The 17316-nt window shown below is 61.9% G+C and carries 12 protein-coding genes and 2 pseudogenes; 5 read left to right on the top strand and 9 right to left on the bottom strand.

The features are described 5' to 3' along the window. The first annotated feature begins 257 nt into the window (after window positions 1-257). The 4 genes and pseudogenes from E4Q23_RS06530 (at window position 258) to E4Q23_RS23635 (ending at window position 5306) form a co-directional block, all read left to right on the top strand. Window positions 258-2168: a DUF294 nucleotidyltransferase-like domain-containing protein gene (locus E4Q23_RS06530; RefSeq protein ID WP_169065871.1), complete on the top strand. Its 1911-nt coding sequence runs from the start codon at window positions 258-260 to the stop codon at window positions 2166-2168. A gap of 2 nt (window positions 2169-2170) precedes the next feature. Further along, entirely contained in the window at window positions 2171-2896 is a 726-nt protein-coding gene (locus E4Q23_RS06525; protein WP_169065870.1) for a 3'-5' exonuclease, read from the top strand. Between the two features lie 12 nt (window positions 2897-2908). Then, a pseudogene (locus E4Q23_RS06520) lies at window positions 2909-4958 on the top strand (sodium:solute symporter family protein). Window positions 4959-5032: 74 nt separating this feature from the next. After that, window positions 5033-5306: pseudogene (locus E4Q23_RS23635) on the top strand (DUF4212 domain-containing protein). 65 nt (window positions 5307-5371) lie between these two features. On the opposite strand, the gene glmM reads toward E4Q23_RS23635, so the two are convergent. From glmM to E4Q23_RS06495, 4 genes are all read right to left on the bottom strand, one after another. Further along, complete coding sequence (glmM, locus tag E4Q23_RS06510; protein WP_169065869.1) at window positions 5372-6739, bottom strand: phosphoglucosamine mutase; 1368 nt, start codon at window positions 6737-6739, stop codon at window positions 5372-5374. Window positions 6740-6895: 156 nt separating this feature from the next. Next, the gene (gene folP / locus E4Q23_RS06505) at window positions 6896-7726 is read right to left on the bottom strand and encodes a dihydropteroate synthase (protein WP_169065868.1); all 831 of its coding nucleotides are present in this window, start codon (window positions 7724-7726) and stop codon (window positions 6896-6898) included. A 99-nt stretch (window positions 7727-7825) separates the two neighbouring features. Further along, window positions 7826-9715, bottom strand: coding sequence for an ATP-dependent zinc metalloprotease FtsH (gene ftsH / locus E4Q23_RS06500; protein WP_169065867.1), 1890 nt, complete (start codon window positions 9713-9715; stop codon window positions 7826-7828). A 117-nt stretch (window positions 9716-9832) separates the two neighbouring features. Then, window positions 9833-10453 (bottom strand): RlmE family RNA methyltransferase, encoded by a 621-nt coding sequence (locus E4Q23_RS06495; RefSeq protein ID WP_169065866.1) that lies wholly within the window; start codon window positions 10451-10453, stop codon window positions 9833-9835. 46 nt (window positions 10454-10499) lie between these two features. On the opposite strand from E4Q23_RS06495, the gene E4Q23_RS06490 reads away from it, so the two are divergent. After that, window positions 10500-10859, top strand: coding sequence for a YhbY family RNA-binding protein (locus E4Q23_RS06490; RefSeq protein WP_169065865.1), 360 nt, complete (start codon window positions 10500-10502; stop codon window positions 10857-10859). 87 nt (window positions 10860-10946) lie between these two features. Here the strand turns inward: E4Q23_RS06490 and E4Q23_RS06485 are convergent, their stop codons facing one another. The 5 genes from E4Q23_RS06485 to dapB all read right to left on the bottom strand — a co-directional run bounded on the left by E4Q23_RS06485 (window position 10947) and on the right by dapB (window position 17315). Further along, the gene (locus E4Q23_RS06485; protein WP_169065864.1) at window positions 10947-11411 is read right to left on the bottom strand and encodes a DUF4149 domain-containing protein; all 465 of its coding nucleotides are present in this window, start codon (window positions 11409-11411) and stop codon (window positions 10947-10949) included. A 9-nt stretch (window positions 11412-11420) separates the two neighbouring features. Continuing rightward, window positions 11421-11897: a transcription elongation factor GreA gene (greA, locus tag E4Q23_RS06480; RefSeq protein WP_169065863.1), complete on the bottom strand. Its 477-nt coding sequence runs from the start codon at window positions 11895-11897 to the stop codon at window positions 11421-11423. A gap of 69 nt (window positions 11898-11966) precedes the next feature. After that, window positions 11967-15173: a carbamoyl-phosphate synthase large subunit gene (carB, locus tag E4Q23_RS06475; protein ID WP_169065862.1), complete on the bottom strand. Its 3207-nt coding sequence runs from the start codon at window positions 15171-15173 to the stop codon at window positions 11967-11969. Continuing rightward, a complete protein-coding gene (gene carA / locus E4Q23_RS06470; protein WP_169065861.1) occupies window positions 15157-16314 on the bottom strand; it encodes a glutamine-hydrolyzing carbamoyl-phosphate synthase small subunit in 1158 nt (385 codons plus the stop codon). The genes carB and carA overlap by 17 nt, the downstream gene beginning before the upstream one ends. 194 nt (window positions 16315-16508) lie before the next feature. Then, window positions 16509-17315, bottom strand: coding sequence for a 4-hydroxy-tetrahydrodipicolinate reductase (gene dapB / locus E4Q23_RS06465; RefSeq protein WP_169065860.1), 807 nt, complete (start codon window positions 17313-17315; stop codon window positions 16509-16511). Between the last annotated feature and the right edge of the window lies 1 nt (window position 17316).

Genomic DNA, 17316 nt, shown 5'->3' with positions numbered 1-17316 from the left:
GACATGTCATGACCGTTAATGTGAAAGTCGCGCAAGCGACTCACGAACCTCCCTTCTCCCTTGCGGGAGAAGGGGCAGGGGAAGAGNGAAACGGTCATGACTTTCATGATTCGGGGTATCTCGACATGTCATGACCGTTAGCAGCTTTTTGCGCGTGGGAGAGGCTTTGGCGACGCGTCACCTCGCCTGAGCAAGCGGGTTTTTTCAGGCCGGCACGGCGTGCCGGCCTCTTTATTTGCATCGAACTAGGAGTTCGGATGAGCAACGAGGCGACTGAACTGCTGGTCTCCGCGTGCATCCAGTCACTGCAGGCCTACCCGCCTTTTGATCGGATGGAAGCCGAGTGGCTGCGTTTTCTCGCGCAGCGGGTGAAACTCGCCCACTATCCGAAAGGCGCGCGGATTCTGGCCAGAGAAAGCGGCGTGGCGCGGACGCTGCACATCCTGCAGCGTGGTCGGGTGGACGTTCTGCGCAGCGGTGGGGACCGCAAGCTGGAGTCATCGTCGCTCACCCTGGGTCCCGGTCAGAGCTTCTCGATTGGCGCCTTGATGGCGCAGCGTGAAACGGTGGGCGCCTACGTTGCTCGCGACGATGTCTTCTGTTACGAACTGGCCGCCGAAGACTTCTTCGCCCTGACCCAGAAGAGCACAGTCTTCAATCTTTTCTGTACCCAGTACATCGCCGGCCTGCTCAGGCAATCGCAGCAGCAGCTGCAGCTGCAGCTTGCCCAGCGCGCGGCGGAACAGAAGACGATGAACTCGCCACTATCGATAATCGTCACGCGTGAACCGGTCGCCGTGGCGGCCGATACGCCGGTGCGCCGGGTCGTCGAGCTGATGGCCAGCCAGCACCTCGGCTCGATGGTGGTGGTGGATGGCGAGCAGCAGCCTATCGGCATCTTTACCCTTTCGGACATCCTGAAACGCATCGTCCTCCCCGGGGCGTCCCTCGAGCAGGCGATTGCCGCGGTCATGTCGCCAGCACCGCAGACCTTGCCGCTGGCGGCAAATGCTCATGACGCGGCGCTGCTGATGGCCATGCACCGGGTGCGCCACGTTCTCGCAGTGGACGAGGGCGGGCGCTTGCGCGGCGTGGTTTCCGAGCGTGACCTGTTCAAGCTGCAAGGGGCAGGCCTGCGGCAGATTCGGCACGCGATCGACGCAGCGACCACTATCGCCGTGCTGCAGCACGCGCGCGACGACGTTCGCCAGTTGGCACTGAGGATGCTTTCGGAGGGAGTTGGCGCGCAGGAGATCACGCAGTTCATCTCGACCCTGAACGACGCGGTGACGCGCCGGGTGATCGAACTCAACCTCGAGCGCCACGACTTCTACGGCATCGACTGGGCGTGGCTGGCGTTCGGTTCGGAGGGGCGCGACGAGCAGACCTTCACCACCGATCAGGATAACGGAATCGTCTTCATTTGCACCGACATCATGGACCGCGAGCAGACGCAGCTGCGTTTTCTCGATTTTGCCCGGGAGGTCAATGATGACCTCGACAAGTGCGGTTTTCCCCTCTGCAAGGGCAACATCATGGCCAGCAACCCCGAGCTTTGCCTGACGCTCGAGGAGTGGGAAGAGAAGTTTTCGCAGTGGGTGCGCACACCCGAGCCGCTGGCCTTGCTGAACGCGACGATCTTTTTCGATTTCCGACCGCTGCACGGCCGCTTTAATCTGGCGCACCGGATGCGTCTGTCACTTCTTCGCCAGACGCAGGGCAATCCGCTGTTCCTGCGCATGCTGGCCCAGAATGCGCTCAGCGTGGCGCCGCCGCTAGGTCGCATCCGCGACTTCGTCACCGACGGCGACCCCGAGCATCCCGGAACCATCGATCTCAAGAAGTACGGCGTGCGCCTGTTTACCGACGCGGCACGCCTTTTTGCGCTGGCCAATCAGGTCGAGGCGACGAACACCGTCGCTCGTCTCAAGCGGGCCAGCAGCTTGATGAAGATTTCCGCAGACGAGACGGCGGCCGTCGTCGACGGCTTCAATTTCATTCAGATGCTGCGTTTGCGGCACCAGCATTTCGAGCAGGAACACGGGCGCAGCGGTGACAATCTGATCCGGCCGGACGAGCTGAACGAGGTTGAAAGACGTATGCTCAAAGAGTCTTTCCGGCAGGCGCGCAGGCTGCAGGTACGCCTGAAGCTCGACTATCAGATCTGACCATGGTCTGGTTCTCGAAACTGTTTGCTGGCCAGAACGCTCAAGCCTTGCACTTGACGAGCAGGCAGTTGCAGCGACTTTCCGCCTGGCAGATGCTGCCGGCGCCTGATCTGAGCCGCTCGCACTATCGCAGTCGCTACGTGCTGATCGACATTGCCATCGCCGGCGGGGACTGGAAGGACGGTCCTCTGGGTTCGATCGGCGCGCTGGCGCTGGCCGATGGCCTGATTGATTTAAGCGCTGCCTTGCAGCTGCCGATGGTGGAGGCAGCCGCGGCGACGGACGCCGCCGGGCGTCCGCTTGCCGAGGCCGAGCAATTGCCGCTGACGCCGATCAGCGGCGAGGAGCGCGGCGAAGCCTTGCTCGCTTTGCTTGATTTTGCCGGCAAGGCGCCGCTGGTCGCTTACCACGCGTCGTTCGTCGCTCGGCGAATCGAAGGTGTGCTAGCCGAGGCGCTGGGCGTCGAGCTGGATTTGCCATGGATCGATCTGGCCTGGGTCATGGCTGGCCTGTTTCGCGAGTTGGGCGACAAACAGGCGCGCCTGGACACCTGGCTTGAGCACTTCGGCGTCCCCAGCATCGAGCGCCACAACCCGGTTTCGGACGCCTACGCGACGGCGCAGCTGCTGCAGCTCACACTGGCGCGTGCCGCGCAAAAAGGTTTCGAGACGCCGGCCAGCCTTATCAAGCTCGAGAAAGCACGGCGTCACCTGTACCCGAGTGCTTAGGCGAGCGCAGCGATGGTCGACTACACCACCGTCCCGCTGCGTCGCTACTATGCTTTCTACACCGCGGGCTTCTTCATTTTTATCCTCATTCTGGCGTTCCTTGAGCGGCTGGAGACTGCCACCGCGCTGGATCGGCTATTCCTTTCTGTTTCTGACCATTTTCCTCTACGCGACGATTGGCGTGCTGGCGCGCACGGCTAGCGTTTCCGAGTACTACGTCGCCGGCAGGCGGGTGCCTGCGATTTTCAACGGCATGGCGACCGGCGCCGACTGGATGAGCGCGGCCTCGTTCATGGGCTTGGCCGGGACGCTCTACCTGTCGGGCTATCAGGGGCTGGCGTACGTGATGGGCTGGACCGGCGGCTACGTCCTGGTCGCTCTGTTGCTAGCACCCTATTTGCGGCGCTTCGGGCAATTTACCATCCCGGACTTTCTCGCGGCGCGCTATGGCGGCAACCCGGCGCGGCTGGTCGGCGTCTTGGCGACGGTACTGGCGTCTTTCGTTTATGTCGTCGCCCAGATCTACGGGGTTGGGCTGATTACCAGCCGCTTTGTCGGGTTGCAGTTCGAGATCGGGGTCTATGTCGGTTTGGCCGGTATCCTGGTTTGCTCCTTTCTCGGCGGCATGCGCGCGGTGACCTGGACGCAGGTGGCTCAATACGCCATTCTGATCGTCGCCTATCTGGTTCCGGTGAGCATTCTCTCGTACCAGGTTACCGGCATTCCTCCGGTCCCCCAACTGACCTATGGCCTCGTCCTGCAGAAGGTGCAGCTCCTCGAAGAGCAAATCTTCGCCGATCCCGCCGAGATTGAAGCTCGCCGCATTTTTTCGTGAACGCGCCGATGGCTACTACGAACGCATCCTGACCTTGCCCGAAGCGCTCGACGAAGAGCGGCTCCGTCTAGCCGAACAGATCGAGGAACTGAAAAGCAGCAACGCGCAGATGCGTGAGGTCGTGGCCATCGAGCGCGAGCGCCGCGAGTTGCCGACAAGCAGTGAGGCGGCCAAGGTCTACTGGGAGAAGTTGATGCGTGACGCGGCGCTGCGTGGCGCCGATCCCGAGCATCACCTGACTCCCTATCCCTCGGGTGGTGAGGAGGTGAGCAATACGGCCCGTCTCAACTTTCTCAGTCTGGTCTTCTGCCTGATGGTCGGTACCGCGGCCTTGCCGCATGTACTGATGCGTTACTACACCACTCCCAGCGTCCGCGAGGCGCGCACTTCGGTTTTCTGGTCCTTGCTGTTCATTCTGGCTCTCTACCTGACGGCGCCAGCGTACGCGGCCTTTGCCAAGTACGAGATCTACTCGACGCTGATCGGTTCGTCGATCGCCCAACTGCCTGTCTGGGTCAGTGCCTGGGGCAAGATCGGTCTGGTCTCGATCGAAGATGTGAACGGTGACGGAATTCTGCAACTCGTCGAACTGGCGCTCAATCCGGATGTGATTTTGCTCGCCACGCCAGAAATTGCCGGCTTGCCGTATGTCATTTCTGGCCTGGTCGCTGCCGGTGCGCTGGCGGCGGCCCTGTCTACCGCCGACGGCTTACTACTGACCATTGCCAGCGCTTTGTCGCATGACGTCTATTACAAGGTCTATCGTCCCGAGGCGACCACCCAATGGCGGCTGGTGGTTTCGAAAACGCTACTGCTGGTGGTCGCCGTGCTCGCGGCCACGGTCGCTTCGCAGAAGCCGGCGGCGATTCTGTCGATGGTGGCGTGGGCCTTCTCGCTGGCCGGCGCGGCTTTTTTTTCCGGCATTGATTCTTGGCGTTTTTCTGGAAAAGGGCCAATGCGGCGGGCGCGGTGAGTGGCATGGTGATCGGTTTGCTGGTAACCCTCTATTACATGGTTCGTGTGCAGGTGGATGCCATCCCCTGGCTGGGTATCCAGGGAATCGGCATGGAGCCGTGGTGGGGTATACAGTCGACCTCGGCGGGGGTGTGGGGCGTTGCCGCCGGGTTCTCGACGATTGTCGTCGTCAGTCTGTGTTCCCGGCCGCCAAGTAAGGCGACGCAGGATTTCGTCGAAAGCGTTCGCTACCCAGAACTGGAAGGTTCGTGAGCCGACGTCGGCTGGCGAGCTCCGCCTGCCCCGCGCACGCTTTCGTTCTAGGCGCAGCAGCGGGGGTGCGCTGAATGCGGCGCGAACACCAGCATCGCAACTACTGGCGGCGCAACCTGAAGATGACGGCATTGCTGCTGGCGATATGGTTCGCGGTCAGTTTCGTGGTCAGTTTCTTCGCCCGTGAGCTCGCCGAGATCACGGTCATGGGCTTCCCGCTGGGGTTTTACATGGGCGCCCAGGGGGGCGCCGCTGGTCTATCTGGCGATTATCTGGTGGTATGCGCGCTACATGAACCGGCTCGACCGCCAGTACGGCGTCCGTGAAGGTGAGGCAGATGACGGCTGAGCACGCCTGAGCGCGTGCCTCGGTAGCGCTGGGCTGCTCTTCGTGATCGGCCGGGCTTGATCGGCTTACGAAGCGACCGCTTCGCGCACGGCGGTGGCCAGGGTTTCGGCGGCATTGTTGACCACTGCCGAGTCCTCGCCTTCGACCATTACGCGCAGCAGCGGTTCGGTTCCCGATGCACGCAGCAGCACTCGGCCACGGCCGTTCAGCGCACTCTCCACCTGGCTGTGCACCGAGCCGATCAAGGGGTGATCCTGCCATGGGAAGCCCTTGCTCAAGGCGACGTTGATCAGCCTCTGCGGGTAGAGTTGCAGGTCGCCCAGCAGCTCTTGCAGTGTGCCTCCGGCTGTCCGCAGTGCCGAAAGCACCTGTAGAGCGGAAACAATACCGTCCCCCGTCGAGTGCCTGTCGAGGCAGAGGATGTGTCCGGAGTTCTCGCCGCCATACAACCAGCCTTTCTGGCGCAACATGTCCATCACGTAGCGGTCGCCGACTGCGGCACGAACAAACGGTATATCGAGTTCGGCCACGGCGTGTTCGAAGGCAAGATTGGTCATCAGGGTGCCTACGACGCCTGCCACAGGACCCTGGCGGAGGCGGCTGCGGACGACGGCGAAAAGTAGTTGATCGCCGTCGTAGAGAGTGCCTTGGGCGTCGACCATCAACACCCGGTCGGCGTCACCATCGAGGGCAATACCGAGGTCTGCGCCTTGTGTGAGCACGGCTTGGCGCAGGGCTTCGGGCGCGGTTGCGCCGACTTCGTGGTTGATGTTGAGGCCGTTGGGGTCGGCGCCGATGCTGCTCACTTCGGCGCCCAGTTCGTGGAACACCTTGGGTGCGATGTAGTAGGCGGCACCGTTGGCGCAGTCGACGACGATCTTGAGTCCGCGCAAGTCCTGTTCGAAGGGGAAGGTGCTCTTGCAAAACTCGATATAGCGACCATCCGCGTCTTCAATTCGACGCGCGCGACCGAGAGCGGCCGAGTCGACGCAGGTCAGTGGCTCGTCGAGCGCCGCTTCGATCTCCAACTCGAGTTCATCGGGAAGCTTGGTCCCCTGCGCCGAGAAGAACTTGATGCCGTTATCGTAGTAGGGGTTGTGCGATGCGGAGATGACAATTCCGGCTTGCAGGCGCAAGGCGCGAGTCAGGTAGGCGATGGCCGGCGTCGGCATGGGTCCGACCAGGGAGACGTCGACCCCGGCAGCCGAAAAACCGGCTTCCAGGGCGGCTTCCAGCATGTAGCCTGAAACGCGGGTATCTTTGCCGATCAGTACCGCCGGACGCTCTCCGGCTATTGTGCCGCTGCGTTCCGCCCGATGCGTAACGAGAACCCTGCCCATGGCGTGACCCAGACGCATGACGAAATCGGGCGTGATTGGACTCTCGCCGACTCGCCCTCGTACGCCGTCGGTTCCAAAGTATTTCCTCGCCACGATGCCTCTCCCTTCAGTCGCCAATGTGGATATTGATACGTTCGATCCGGCCCATTCTACGCAAATCCGGGCCCAAGCGCTGCCAACAAATACACCAAGCAGAACGACGAACGCCGATGCGTCAGCCTGCGGAGGCGAGGTCTTCGTGCCTCCCGGTCAAGTGACTTCTGCGGCGTTTACAGCCTGCCAGACGGCCAAGGCATCGCGTGTTTCGCTGACATCATGAACGCGCAAAATGCTCGCGCCGCGTTGTGCCGCCAGCAGCGCAGCCGCGAGGCTGCCGGCAAGTCGCTGCGCGACCGGACGCCCGGTGATCGTTGCCAGCATTGATTTTCGTGAGATGCCGGCCAGCAGAGGCAGGTCGTCAATGGACAACTCGTCGAAACGGCGCAGCAGGTCCAGATTGTGCTGCAGCGTCTTGCCGAAGCCAAAACCGGGGTCGAGCAGCAGGCGATCACTGCTGATGCCTGCCGCCAGTGCGGCGCTGACTCGTGTGCGCAGGAAAGCCTGCACCTCGGCCACGACATCGGCGTAGGCGGGTTGCTCCTGCATGGTCAATGGCGCGCCCTGCATGTGCATCAGACAGACGGCACAGTCGCTGTCGGCGACCGCCGCCAGCGCCCCCGGCATGCGTAGCGCAAAGATGTCATTGATCATCGACGCACCGTTGGCCAGCGCCATGCGCATCACTGCCGGCTTGTAGGTATCGACCGATATCGGCAGCGTACAGTCGGCAAGCGCTTCGAGCACGGGCAGCAAGCGCCGCAGTTCTTCGTCCTCTGAGGTTGCTGCAGCACCTGGGCGTGACGACTCGGCGCCGATATCCAGCAGGTCGGCACCGGCGTCAATCTGCTGGCGAGCACGCGCTACGGCCTCGCTGGTGTTGCTCGCCAGCCCGTCACCGGAAAACGAGTCCGGAGTCAGATTGACAATGCCCATCACCAGCGGGCGGCCCAGCGGGATGTGAAACGAGCCGCAGCGAAGCATCGGTTCAGAAGCGCCTAGCGCCTTGGGGCGTCGGGCGGGCTCCGGAAGCTCCACGGCAGAGCCGATATCTAGCCATAGCCAGGGCCCCGTGGTGCGCGCTCAGGCGGGTGCTGGTGGTGCGCTCGGAGCGGCATCCGGCGTCTTGCTGTCCGGTGGCGTGCTCGGCAGCTTGGTTTGCGGCTGCTTCGGCGGGCGCGGCGGTTTGCCAGCCATGATGTCGTCGATCTGGTCGCTGTCGATCGTTTCGAGTTCGAGCAAGGCGGCGGCCATTGCCTCGACCGTCGCACGATGTTCTTCGAGGACACTGCGCGCAAGGGTGTACTGCTGGTCGATGATGCTGCGAATTTCGCGATCGACTTTCTCCATGGTCGCTTCGGACATGTTCTTGTGCGTGGTGACCGAACGCCCCAGGAAGACCTCGCCCTCATTCTCGCCATAGACCATGGGGCCGAGTGCGTCGGACATGCCGTAGCGGGTGACCATGTCACGCGCCATCTGCGTTGCTCGCTCGAAGTCATTCGAGGCGCCGGTGGTCATCTGATTCATGAACAGTTCTTCGGCGATGCGGCCACCGAAGAGGACTGCAATCCGACTCATCAGATAGACGCGATCGTAAGCGTAACGATCTTCTTCCGGCAGTTGCATGGTCAGTCCGAGTGCCCGTCCGCGCGGGATGATGGTGACCTTGTGTACCGGGTCGGACTTCGGCATCAGCTTGGCGACCACGGCATGGCCGGACTCATGATAGGCCGTATTGCGCTTCTCGTCCTCGTTCATGACCATGCTGCGGCGCTCGGCGCCCATCATGATCTTGTCCTTGGCCTTCTCGAAGTCCTCCATGTCCACCAGGCGCTTGTTGCTGCGTGCCGCGAACAAGGCGGCCTCGTTGACCAGGTTGGCCAGATCGGCTCCGGAAAAACCGGGCGTGCCGCGGGCGATGATGTCGGCCTTGACGTCTGGTGATAGCGGCACTTTGCGCATGTGGACCATCAGAATTTGCTCGCGACCACGGATGTCGGGTAGTGGTACGACGACCTGGCGATCGAAACGGCCCGGACGCATCAGCGCTGGATCAAGCACGTCTGGACGGTTGGTGGCAGCGATCACGATGACTCCGACGCTGCCTTCAAAACCATCCATTTCAACCAGCATCTGGTTCAGCGTTTGCTCGCGCTCGTCGTTGCCACCGCCGAGACCAGCGCCACGTTGCCGTCCGACGGCATCCAGTTCATCGATGAAGATAATGCACGGGGCGTGCTTCTTGGCATTTTCGAACATGTCACGGACGCGCGCTGCGCCGACACCGACGAACATCTCGACGAAGTCGGAACCGGAGATCGAGAAGAACGGAACCTTGGCTTCGCCGGCAATCGCTTTGGCCAGCAGGGTCTTGCCGGTACCCGGGTTGCCGACCAGCAGCACGCCTTTCGGGATGCGGCCACCGAGTTTCTGGAATTTCGACGGGTCACGCAGGAAGTCCACCAGTTCGGAGACCTCTTCCTTGGCTTCGTCGCAACCAGCGACATCGGCAAAGGTGATGGTGTTGGTCGACTCGTCAAGCAGGCGTGCCTTGCTCTTGCCGAACGAGAAAGCACCGCCGCGGCCACCGCCCTGCATCTGACGCATGAAAAAGATCCACACACCAATGAGCAGCAGCATCGGGAACCAGCTGACGAAGATGCTCATCAGGAAGGACTGTTCTTCGTCGGGTTTGGCTTCGATCGTGACGCCATTCTTGAGCAGGTCAGAAACCATCCACAGGTCTGGGGGCGCGTAGCTGGTCAGCTTGCGCCCGTCGGTGGTCGTCGCCTTGAGCACTCTACCCTCGATCACCACCTTGGCAATTGTCCCCTTGCCCACTTCGTCGATGAATTGTGAATACTCCATCGTCGACTGAGCGACCTGGCGGGTATTGAACTGGTTGAAGACGGTCATCAGGACCAGACCAATTACCAGCCACACCGCCAGATTTTTGAACATGTTATTCAATACTTCACCTCTTCCACGTTGTCCGGCGCAAAAGCTCCGGAAACCCTGCTGTTCCACGAACCCAGTATTCTAAACCGATTAGTTGCCGTTGAAGCAAAGACGACCTTGCAGATGCTCTCACGTTTTCAAGGCCTTGCCCAGCAGATAGACCTCCGGGCTACGATCCCTGGAAGCATCCGGCTTGCGTGAAGATACGGTCTTGAAGGTCTTGCGCATTTCGTGCAGGAACTCGCTGAAGCCGTGCCCCTGAAAAATTTTGACCAGGAATGCGCCGTCCGGTTGCAGCCAGCTGCGCGCAAAGTCCAGGCCCAGCTCGGCCAGGTGCATCACCCTGGCCTGGTCGCAGACCGAGATACCCGAGATATTGGGGGACATATCCGAAAGAACAAGCCCTGGTCGGTCGCCAGCGAGTAATTCTTCCAGCGCAAGCAGGGTGTTCTGCTCGCGAAAGTCGCCTTGCAGAAAAGTGACGCCGCGCATCGGCGCCATCTCCAGCAAATCGAGCGCGATGACGCGACCGCGGCCCTGCAGCCGTCTGGCGGCCACTTGTGACCAGCCGCCCGGCGCCGCGCCGAGGTCGACGATCGCGTCGCCGCAGCGGATCAGAGCATCCTTGTCGTCAATTTCCATCAGCTTGTACGACGCGCGCGAACGATAGCCTTCTGTCTTTGCCCGTTGGACATAGGCGTCGTTAACATGCTCGTTCAACCACGCCGTGCTTGATCTGCTTCGTTTCATTGGCCGAAACCCGCTAAAATGCGGTCCTCAAGAAAAGGTGTCCTGTATGCTCAATCTCAGCTCCGACGAGCGCCGTGTCCTGCGCGCCCGTGCACACTCTCTGCAGCCGGTCGTTTCGATAAGCCAGAATGGCCTGTCGGAAGCGGTTGTTCGCGAGGTCGATGTCAATCTAAGCAGCCACGAACTGATCAAGATCCGGGTCTATAACGACGACCGTTTGGCGCGCGAGCAGTTTCTCACCACGCTCTGCGAGCGTCTCGATGCGGCGCCGGTGCAGCACCTCGGTAAATTGTTGGTGATCTGGCGGCCGCGAGCAGATGGTCCGGCTCAGTCCGCCAGGCCTCGCCCGAAACGCAGCGAGCCCCGCCGTAGCAAGCGCAGCTTCCAGGGCGATTCGGGCGCTTGAGATGCGCTCCCGTGAGTAGCTTGGGAAAGCGATTGTCAGCCCATCGCCTGTCAGCACTCCTGGCTTGCCAGTTGCTCGCGCCGTGATCTACCTGCCAACGCGCCGGAATCCGCTGATCAGTAATACCCCGAGCAGGCTCTGAAGGGCGTAGACAACCCCGGACACGCCATGCCAGATGGCGAAGCGCTGGCTGAGCACGCTCTCAATCGCCTGTCTCGGCAAGGCGTCGGCCTTGATCTGCGCGAGCAGCGGTTGAATGCCGAAGAGATTGATGGCCGTGAGCAGCAGCATTCCGATCAGTAGCCAGAAGGTCCACCGGCGCAAGGCGATCGTACCCATTCGTAGCACGGTGTGCAGCAAGAGGTAGCTGGCACAGCCCAGGCCGACCCAGCCGATCAAGGCAAACAGCTTGCCGGCGAGTAGTCCGGCCAGCTGGCGGTCACTGGCGAGCGCGGCAAAAAGCGTCGGTGCGACGAGAAAACCGATGGCCCACAAGCCGCCGACCCAGAGAGTCAGGGTGATGTCGTAGAGCGCATCCGCCAGGCGTTGCATCTGCAGAATCTATTCGTAGCGCACGGCGATGACTTCGTACTCGCGCACGCCACCTGGCGCCTGCACTTCGGCGATGTCGCCAGCAAACTTGCCGATCAGCGCGCGTGCGATCGGCGAGTTGATGGAGATCTTGCCGGCCTTGATATCCGCTTCATCCTCTCCGACGATCTGATAGCTGACGCGGGTGCCCGTTTCCTGATCGTCGAGGTCGAGCGTTGCGCCAAACACGCAACGTCCGTCGGCGTCGAGCAGTTTCGGGTCAATGATCTGGGCGTTCGCCAGTTTGCTCTCCACTTCCTGGATGCGTCCTTCCACAAAGCCTTGCTTCTCCTTGGCCGCATCGTATTCGGCGTTTTCGGAGAGGTCGCCGTGCGAGCGTGCTTCGGCGATCGCGGCAATGGTTTGCGGTCGCTCAACGGTCTTCAGATGATGCAGTTCGGCGGCGAGTTTCTCAGCGCCATTCACGGTCAAAGGTGTCTTGGTCATTTCTTTCGTTGCCAACAGAGAAACGTCGCCACCCGCCTGGCGGGTGTTCCCGACGTTTCGATGGATTAATCAACGCAATTGTGCGTGCAGTTCCTGGATCGGATAAACAACCAGTGCGCCGCGGTTTCTGATGCCAGCGGTTGCGGCTTCGGCGCCCCAGATGGTGGTGTAGATGGTGACCCTTGCGGCCAGGCCCGAAGTCCGGATCGAACGTGAGTCGTTGATTGCCGTGCGCTTCTCGTCCACGGTGTTGATGATCAGGACGATCTCGTTGTTCTTGATCATGTCGACCACGTGCGGCCGGCCTTCGGTGACCTTATTGACCGCCCTCACCTCGATGCCTGCCGCAGCGATGGCGGCCGCGGTACCGCGCGTCGCGAGCAGGGTGAACCCGGCCGTGCGCAGATCGCGGGCGATGGTCACGGCTTGGGGCTTGTCCGAGTCCTTGACGCTGATGAACACCTGACCTGAACGGGGCAGGCGCACGCTGGCCGCCGTTTGGCTCTTGACGAAAGCTTCGGCAAAAGTGACTCCGACGCCCATTACCTCGCCTGTCGATTTCATTTCCGGGCCGAGAATGGTGTCGACGCCGCGAAACTTGGCGAAGGGAAAAACCGCCTCTTTGACCGAAAAGTAATTCGGGATCACTTCCTTGTTGAAACCCTGGCTGGCCAGCGACTGCCCGACCATGCAGCGCGCTGCGATCTTTGCCAGTTGCAGGCCGGTGGCCTTGGAGACAAAGGGAACCGTGCGCGAGGCGCGCGGGTTGACCTCCAGAACGAAAACGACGCCGTCCTGGATGGCGAACTGCACATTCATCAGCCCACAGACGTTGAGGCCCTTGGCCATCAACTTTGTCTGCCGGCGCATTTCGTCCTGTAACTCGGCGGACAAGGAATGCGGGGGCAGCGAACACGCCGAGTCACCAGAGTGAACTCCGGCCTGTTCAATGTGCTCCATGACGCCGCCGATCAACACTTCGTCACCATCACCGAGGGCGTCGACGTCGACTTCGCAGGCGTCGTTGAGGAAACGGTCGAGGAGTACCGGTGAGTCGTTGGAAACCTTTACCGCTTCACGCATGTAGCGTTCGAGGTCGCGCGGGTCGTGGACGATTTCCATGGCTCGCCCGCCGAGGACATAGGACGGACGCACGACCAGTGGATAGCCGATCTCGGCCGCCAGGCGCAAGGCCTCGGGTTCGGTGCGCGCGGTGCGGTTGGCGGGCTGCTTGAGACCCAACTCGTGCAGCAGCTTCTGGAAGCGTTCACGGTCCTCGGCGGCGTCGATCATGTCCGGGCTGGTGCCGATGATCGGCACGCCGTTGGCTTCGAGGTCGCGCGCCAGTTTCAGTGGCGTCTGCCCCCCATACTGGACGATGACGCCATAGGGTTTCTCGACGGCGACGATTTCCAGGACGTCTTCGAGCGTCAGCGGTTCGAAGTAGAGGCGATCCGAGGTGTCGTAGTCGGTAGACACGGTCTCCGGATTGCAGTTGACCATGATTGTTTCATAACCATCTTCGCGCAAGGCCAGCGCTGCATGCACACAGCAGTAGTCGAACTCGATGCCCTGACCGATCCGGTTGGGGCCGCCGCCGAGGACCATGATCTTCTTGCGGTCGCTGGGGTTCGATTCGCACTCGTCCTCATAGGTCGAGTACATGTAGGCGGTATCGGTGGCAAATTCGGCGGCGCAGGTGTCCACGCGCTTGTACACCGGGCGAACGTGCAGCGCGTGACGGCGCTCGCGAACGGCTGTCTGGGTGGTCCGCATCAGCGTTGCCAGCCGCTTGTCCGAGAAGCCGGCACGCTTCAGGTGCCGTAATTCCTCGCCTGACAGCGATTCCAGCGGCTGCCCGCGAATCACTTCTGCCTGCTTGTAGAGATCCTCTATTTGCGCCAGAAACCACGGGTCGATGCCCGTCAGGCGGTGGATTTCATCCAGACTCATGCCGATGCGCATGGCGTCAGCGACGTACCAGATACGTTCCGGGCGCGCCTCGCCGAGCGCCATTTCGATTTCCTCGCGGTCGGTACTCCGCTCGTCGAAGCCATCGACGCCGATCTCCAGACCGCGCAGGGCTTTTTGCAGCGACTCCTGAAAGGTACGCCCGATGGCCATCACTTCGCCCACCGATTTCATTTGCGTGGTCAGGCGCGAGTCGGCCTCGGGGAATTTCTCGAAGGCGAAGCGCGGCACCTTGGTGACCACGTAGTCGATCGACGGTTCGAACGAAGCCGGCGTCTTGCCGCCGGTGATTTCGTTCGCCAGTTCGTCGAGCGTATAGCCGACCGCCAGCTTGGCAGCCACCTTGGCGATCGGAAAACCGGTAGCCTTCGACGCCAGCGCCGACGAGCGCGAGACGCGCGGATTCATTTCGATGACGATCATCCGCCCGTCGCGCGGGTTGATCGCGAACTGCACGTTGGAGCCGCCGGTGTCGACGCCGATTTCGCGCAAGACCGCCACCGAGGCGTTGCGCATGATCTGGTATTCCTTGTCGGTCAACGTTTGCGTTGGCGCGACGGTGATCGAATCGCCGGTGTGTACGCCCATCGGGTCGAGGTTCTCGATGGCGCAGACGATGATGCAGTTGTCGTTGCGGTCGCGCACGACCTCCATCTCGAACTCCTTCCAGCCGATCAGTGACTCCTCGATGAGCAACTCGCGGGTCGGGCTGGCTTCCAGGCCGCGCTCGCAGATGTCGACGAATTCCTCCTGGTTGTAGGCAATGCCACCGCCCGTGCCGCCCATGGTGAACGACGGTCGGATGATGGTCGGATAGCCGATCATCGCCTGCACCTGCAGCGCTTCTTCCATCGAGTGTGCCATCGCCGAGCGCGCCGAGCCGAGACCGATCCTGGTCATCGCCTGCTTGAACTTCTCGCGGTCTTCGGCCTTGTCGATCGCCTCCTTGGTGGCACCGATCATTTCGACGCCGAACTTCTCGAGAACGCCGTGCCTGGCCAGGTCGAGGGCGCAGTTCAGCGCCGTCTGTCCGCCCATCGTCGGCAGTAGCACGTCGGGCCGCTCGCGGCTGATGATCTTTTCGAGCGTTTGCCAGTTGATCGGCTCGATGTAGGTGACGTCGGCCATGTCCGGATCGGTCATGATCGTCGCCGGGTTCGAGTTCACCAGGATAACCCGGTAGCCCTCTTCACGCAGCGCCTTGCAGGCTTGCGCGCCCGAGTAATCGAACTCGCAGGCCTGGCCGATGACGATCGGACCTGCACCGATGATGAGAATGCTCTTGATGTCAGTGCGCTTGGGCATGTTGCCCCTTCTTGTCTTGCATCATCTGGACGAAGCGATCGAACAGATGGGCGATATCGTGCGGGCCCGGGCTGGCTTCCGGGTGGCCCTGAAAGGAAAAAGCGGGGACGTCGCTACGTGCGAGGCCCTGCAGTGAGCCGTCGAACAGCGACAGGTGCGTTGGCACCAAGTTCGCGGGCAGCGTCTCGCGGTCGACCGCGAAACCGTGGTTCTGACTGGTGATCAATACCTGCCCGCTACGCAGATCCTTGACCGGATGGTTGGCGCCGTGATGGCCGAACTTCATTTTCGTCGTCTGCGCACCGGACGCCAGGGCCAGCAACTGATGGCCGAGGCAGATACCGAAAGTCGGCACTCCGGCGGCAAGGATTTCGCGGATGGCCTCGATGGCGTAGTCGCAGGGTTCCGGGTCGCCGGGACCGTTGGACAGAAATACGCCATTGGGTTGCCGCTTGAGGACCTCTGCGGCCGGCGTTTGCGCCGGAACGACCGTGACTTTGCAGCCACGACTGGCAAGCATGCGCAGGATGTTGTGCTTGACGCCGAAATCGTAGGCCAGGACATGAAGCGGTCCCTCGGCTAGCGAGCGATAGCCGTCCAGGGCCCATTCGCCGGCCGTCCATTCGTAGGGGGCTTTAGTGCTCACCACCTTGGCCAGGTCCATTCCGGCGAGACCGGGGAAGTTCCTTGCTTCGGCAATCGCCTGCTCGTCATCCAGGTCGATGGCCATGATGCACCCGGCCTGGGCGCCGCCTTCGCGAAGGATGCGGGTGAGCTTGCGCGTATCGATGCCGGCGATGGCCACGACGCCGTGCTTCTGCAGGTAGTCGGGCAGGGTTTCCTGCAGGCGCCAGCTCTCGGCACGAATCGGCAGATCGCGAATGACCAGGCCGGCGGCATAGTTGCCGCGCGATTCGAAATCCTCGGCGTTGCAGCCGACGTTACCGATGTGCGGGTAAGTGAGGGTAACGATCTGGCGGCAGTAGGAGGGATCGGTAAGGATCTCCTGATAGCCGGACATCGCCGTATTGAACACCACCTCGCCGTTGGTGCTGCCGCCGGCGCCGATGGCATGGCCGCGGAAGATTGTCCCATCGGCCAGTGCGAGAATCGCCGGCGGAAGAGTGGGTAACAAGGGCACGAAAGACTCCTGTTGATGCTGCTGGTGAATGCGTCGCCGGTCCGGATTACAGACATACAAAAGCGGGACGGGCGCACGGCCCTCCCGCTCGGATCCTTGCAAGCCGAAGGATTATACGGGAGTGCGCCTTTTTTGGCCAATTCCGCGCCGCGGGCTAAGGCTGCGCCGATGGGCGTGTGGGCCGGGTGGCCGCTTCAGCGCAGGCCGAGAACGTCCTGCATGTCGAACAGGCCGTGCTTCATGTTGGCCAGAAAATGGGCGGCGCGCAGGCTGCCCAGCGCGTACGGCATGCGGCTACTTGCTTTGTGGCCGATCTCGACGCGCTCGCCGAGGCCGCAGAAGAGCACGTTGTGATCGCCGACAATATCGCCGCCGCGAACGGTGGCAAAGCCGATCGTTGCCGGCAGTCGCTCGCCGGTGACTCCCTCGCGGCCATAAACGGCGCACTCCCCGAGTTCGCGACCAAGGGCTTGCGCGACGACTTCGCCCATGCGCAAAGCCGTTCCCGACGGGGCATCGATTTTGTGGCGATGGTGCGCTTCGACGATCTCGACGTCGTAGCCCTCGTTCATGATGCGGGCAGCCACGTCGAGCAGCTTGAAGACCACGTTAACGCCGACGCTCATGTTCGGCGCAAAGACCACCGGGATATCCTGCGCCGCGGCGGCAATTGCTTGCTTTCCGCGAGCATCAAATCCGGTGGTGCCAATGACGATTGCCGTGCCATGCCGACGGCAGATTTCGAGGTGCTGAAGGGTACCCTCCGGGCGAGTGAAATCGATCAGGCAGCTGGCCTGGGCAATTCCCGCTTCACTGTCGCTGCTGATCATCACGCCGCAAGGTGAGCCGACGATTTCGCCCGCGTCCTTGCCGAGCAGCGGCGCACCGGGTTGGTCGATTGCTGCTGCCAGCGTCGCTTGCGAATCCTTGAGGGTGACTTCAAGCAGCATGCGTCCCATGCGCCCGCCAGCACCTGCGATAGCGATTTTCAATGCCTTCATT

It is taken from the genome of Candidatus Accumulibacter phosphatis (genome assembly GCF_012939955.1).
GTDB classification, from domain to species: domain Bacteria; phylum Pseudomonadota; class Gammaproteobacteria; order Burkholderiales; family Rhodocyclaceae; genus Accumulibacter; species Accumulibacter delftensis.
This window is presented reverse-complemented; position numbering and strand designations above follow the sequence as displayed.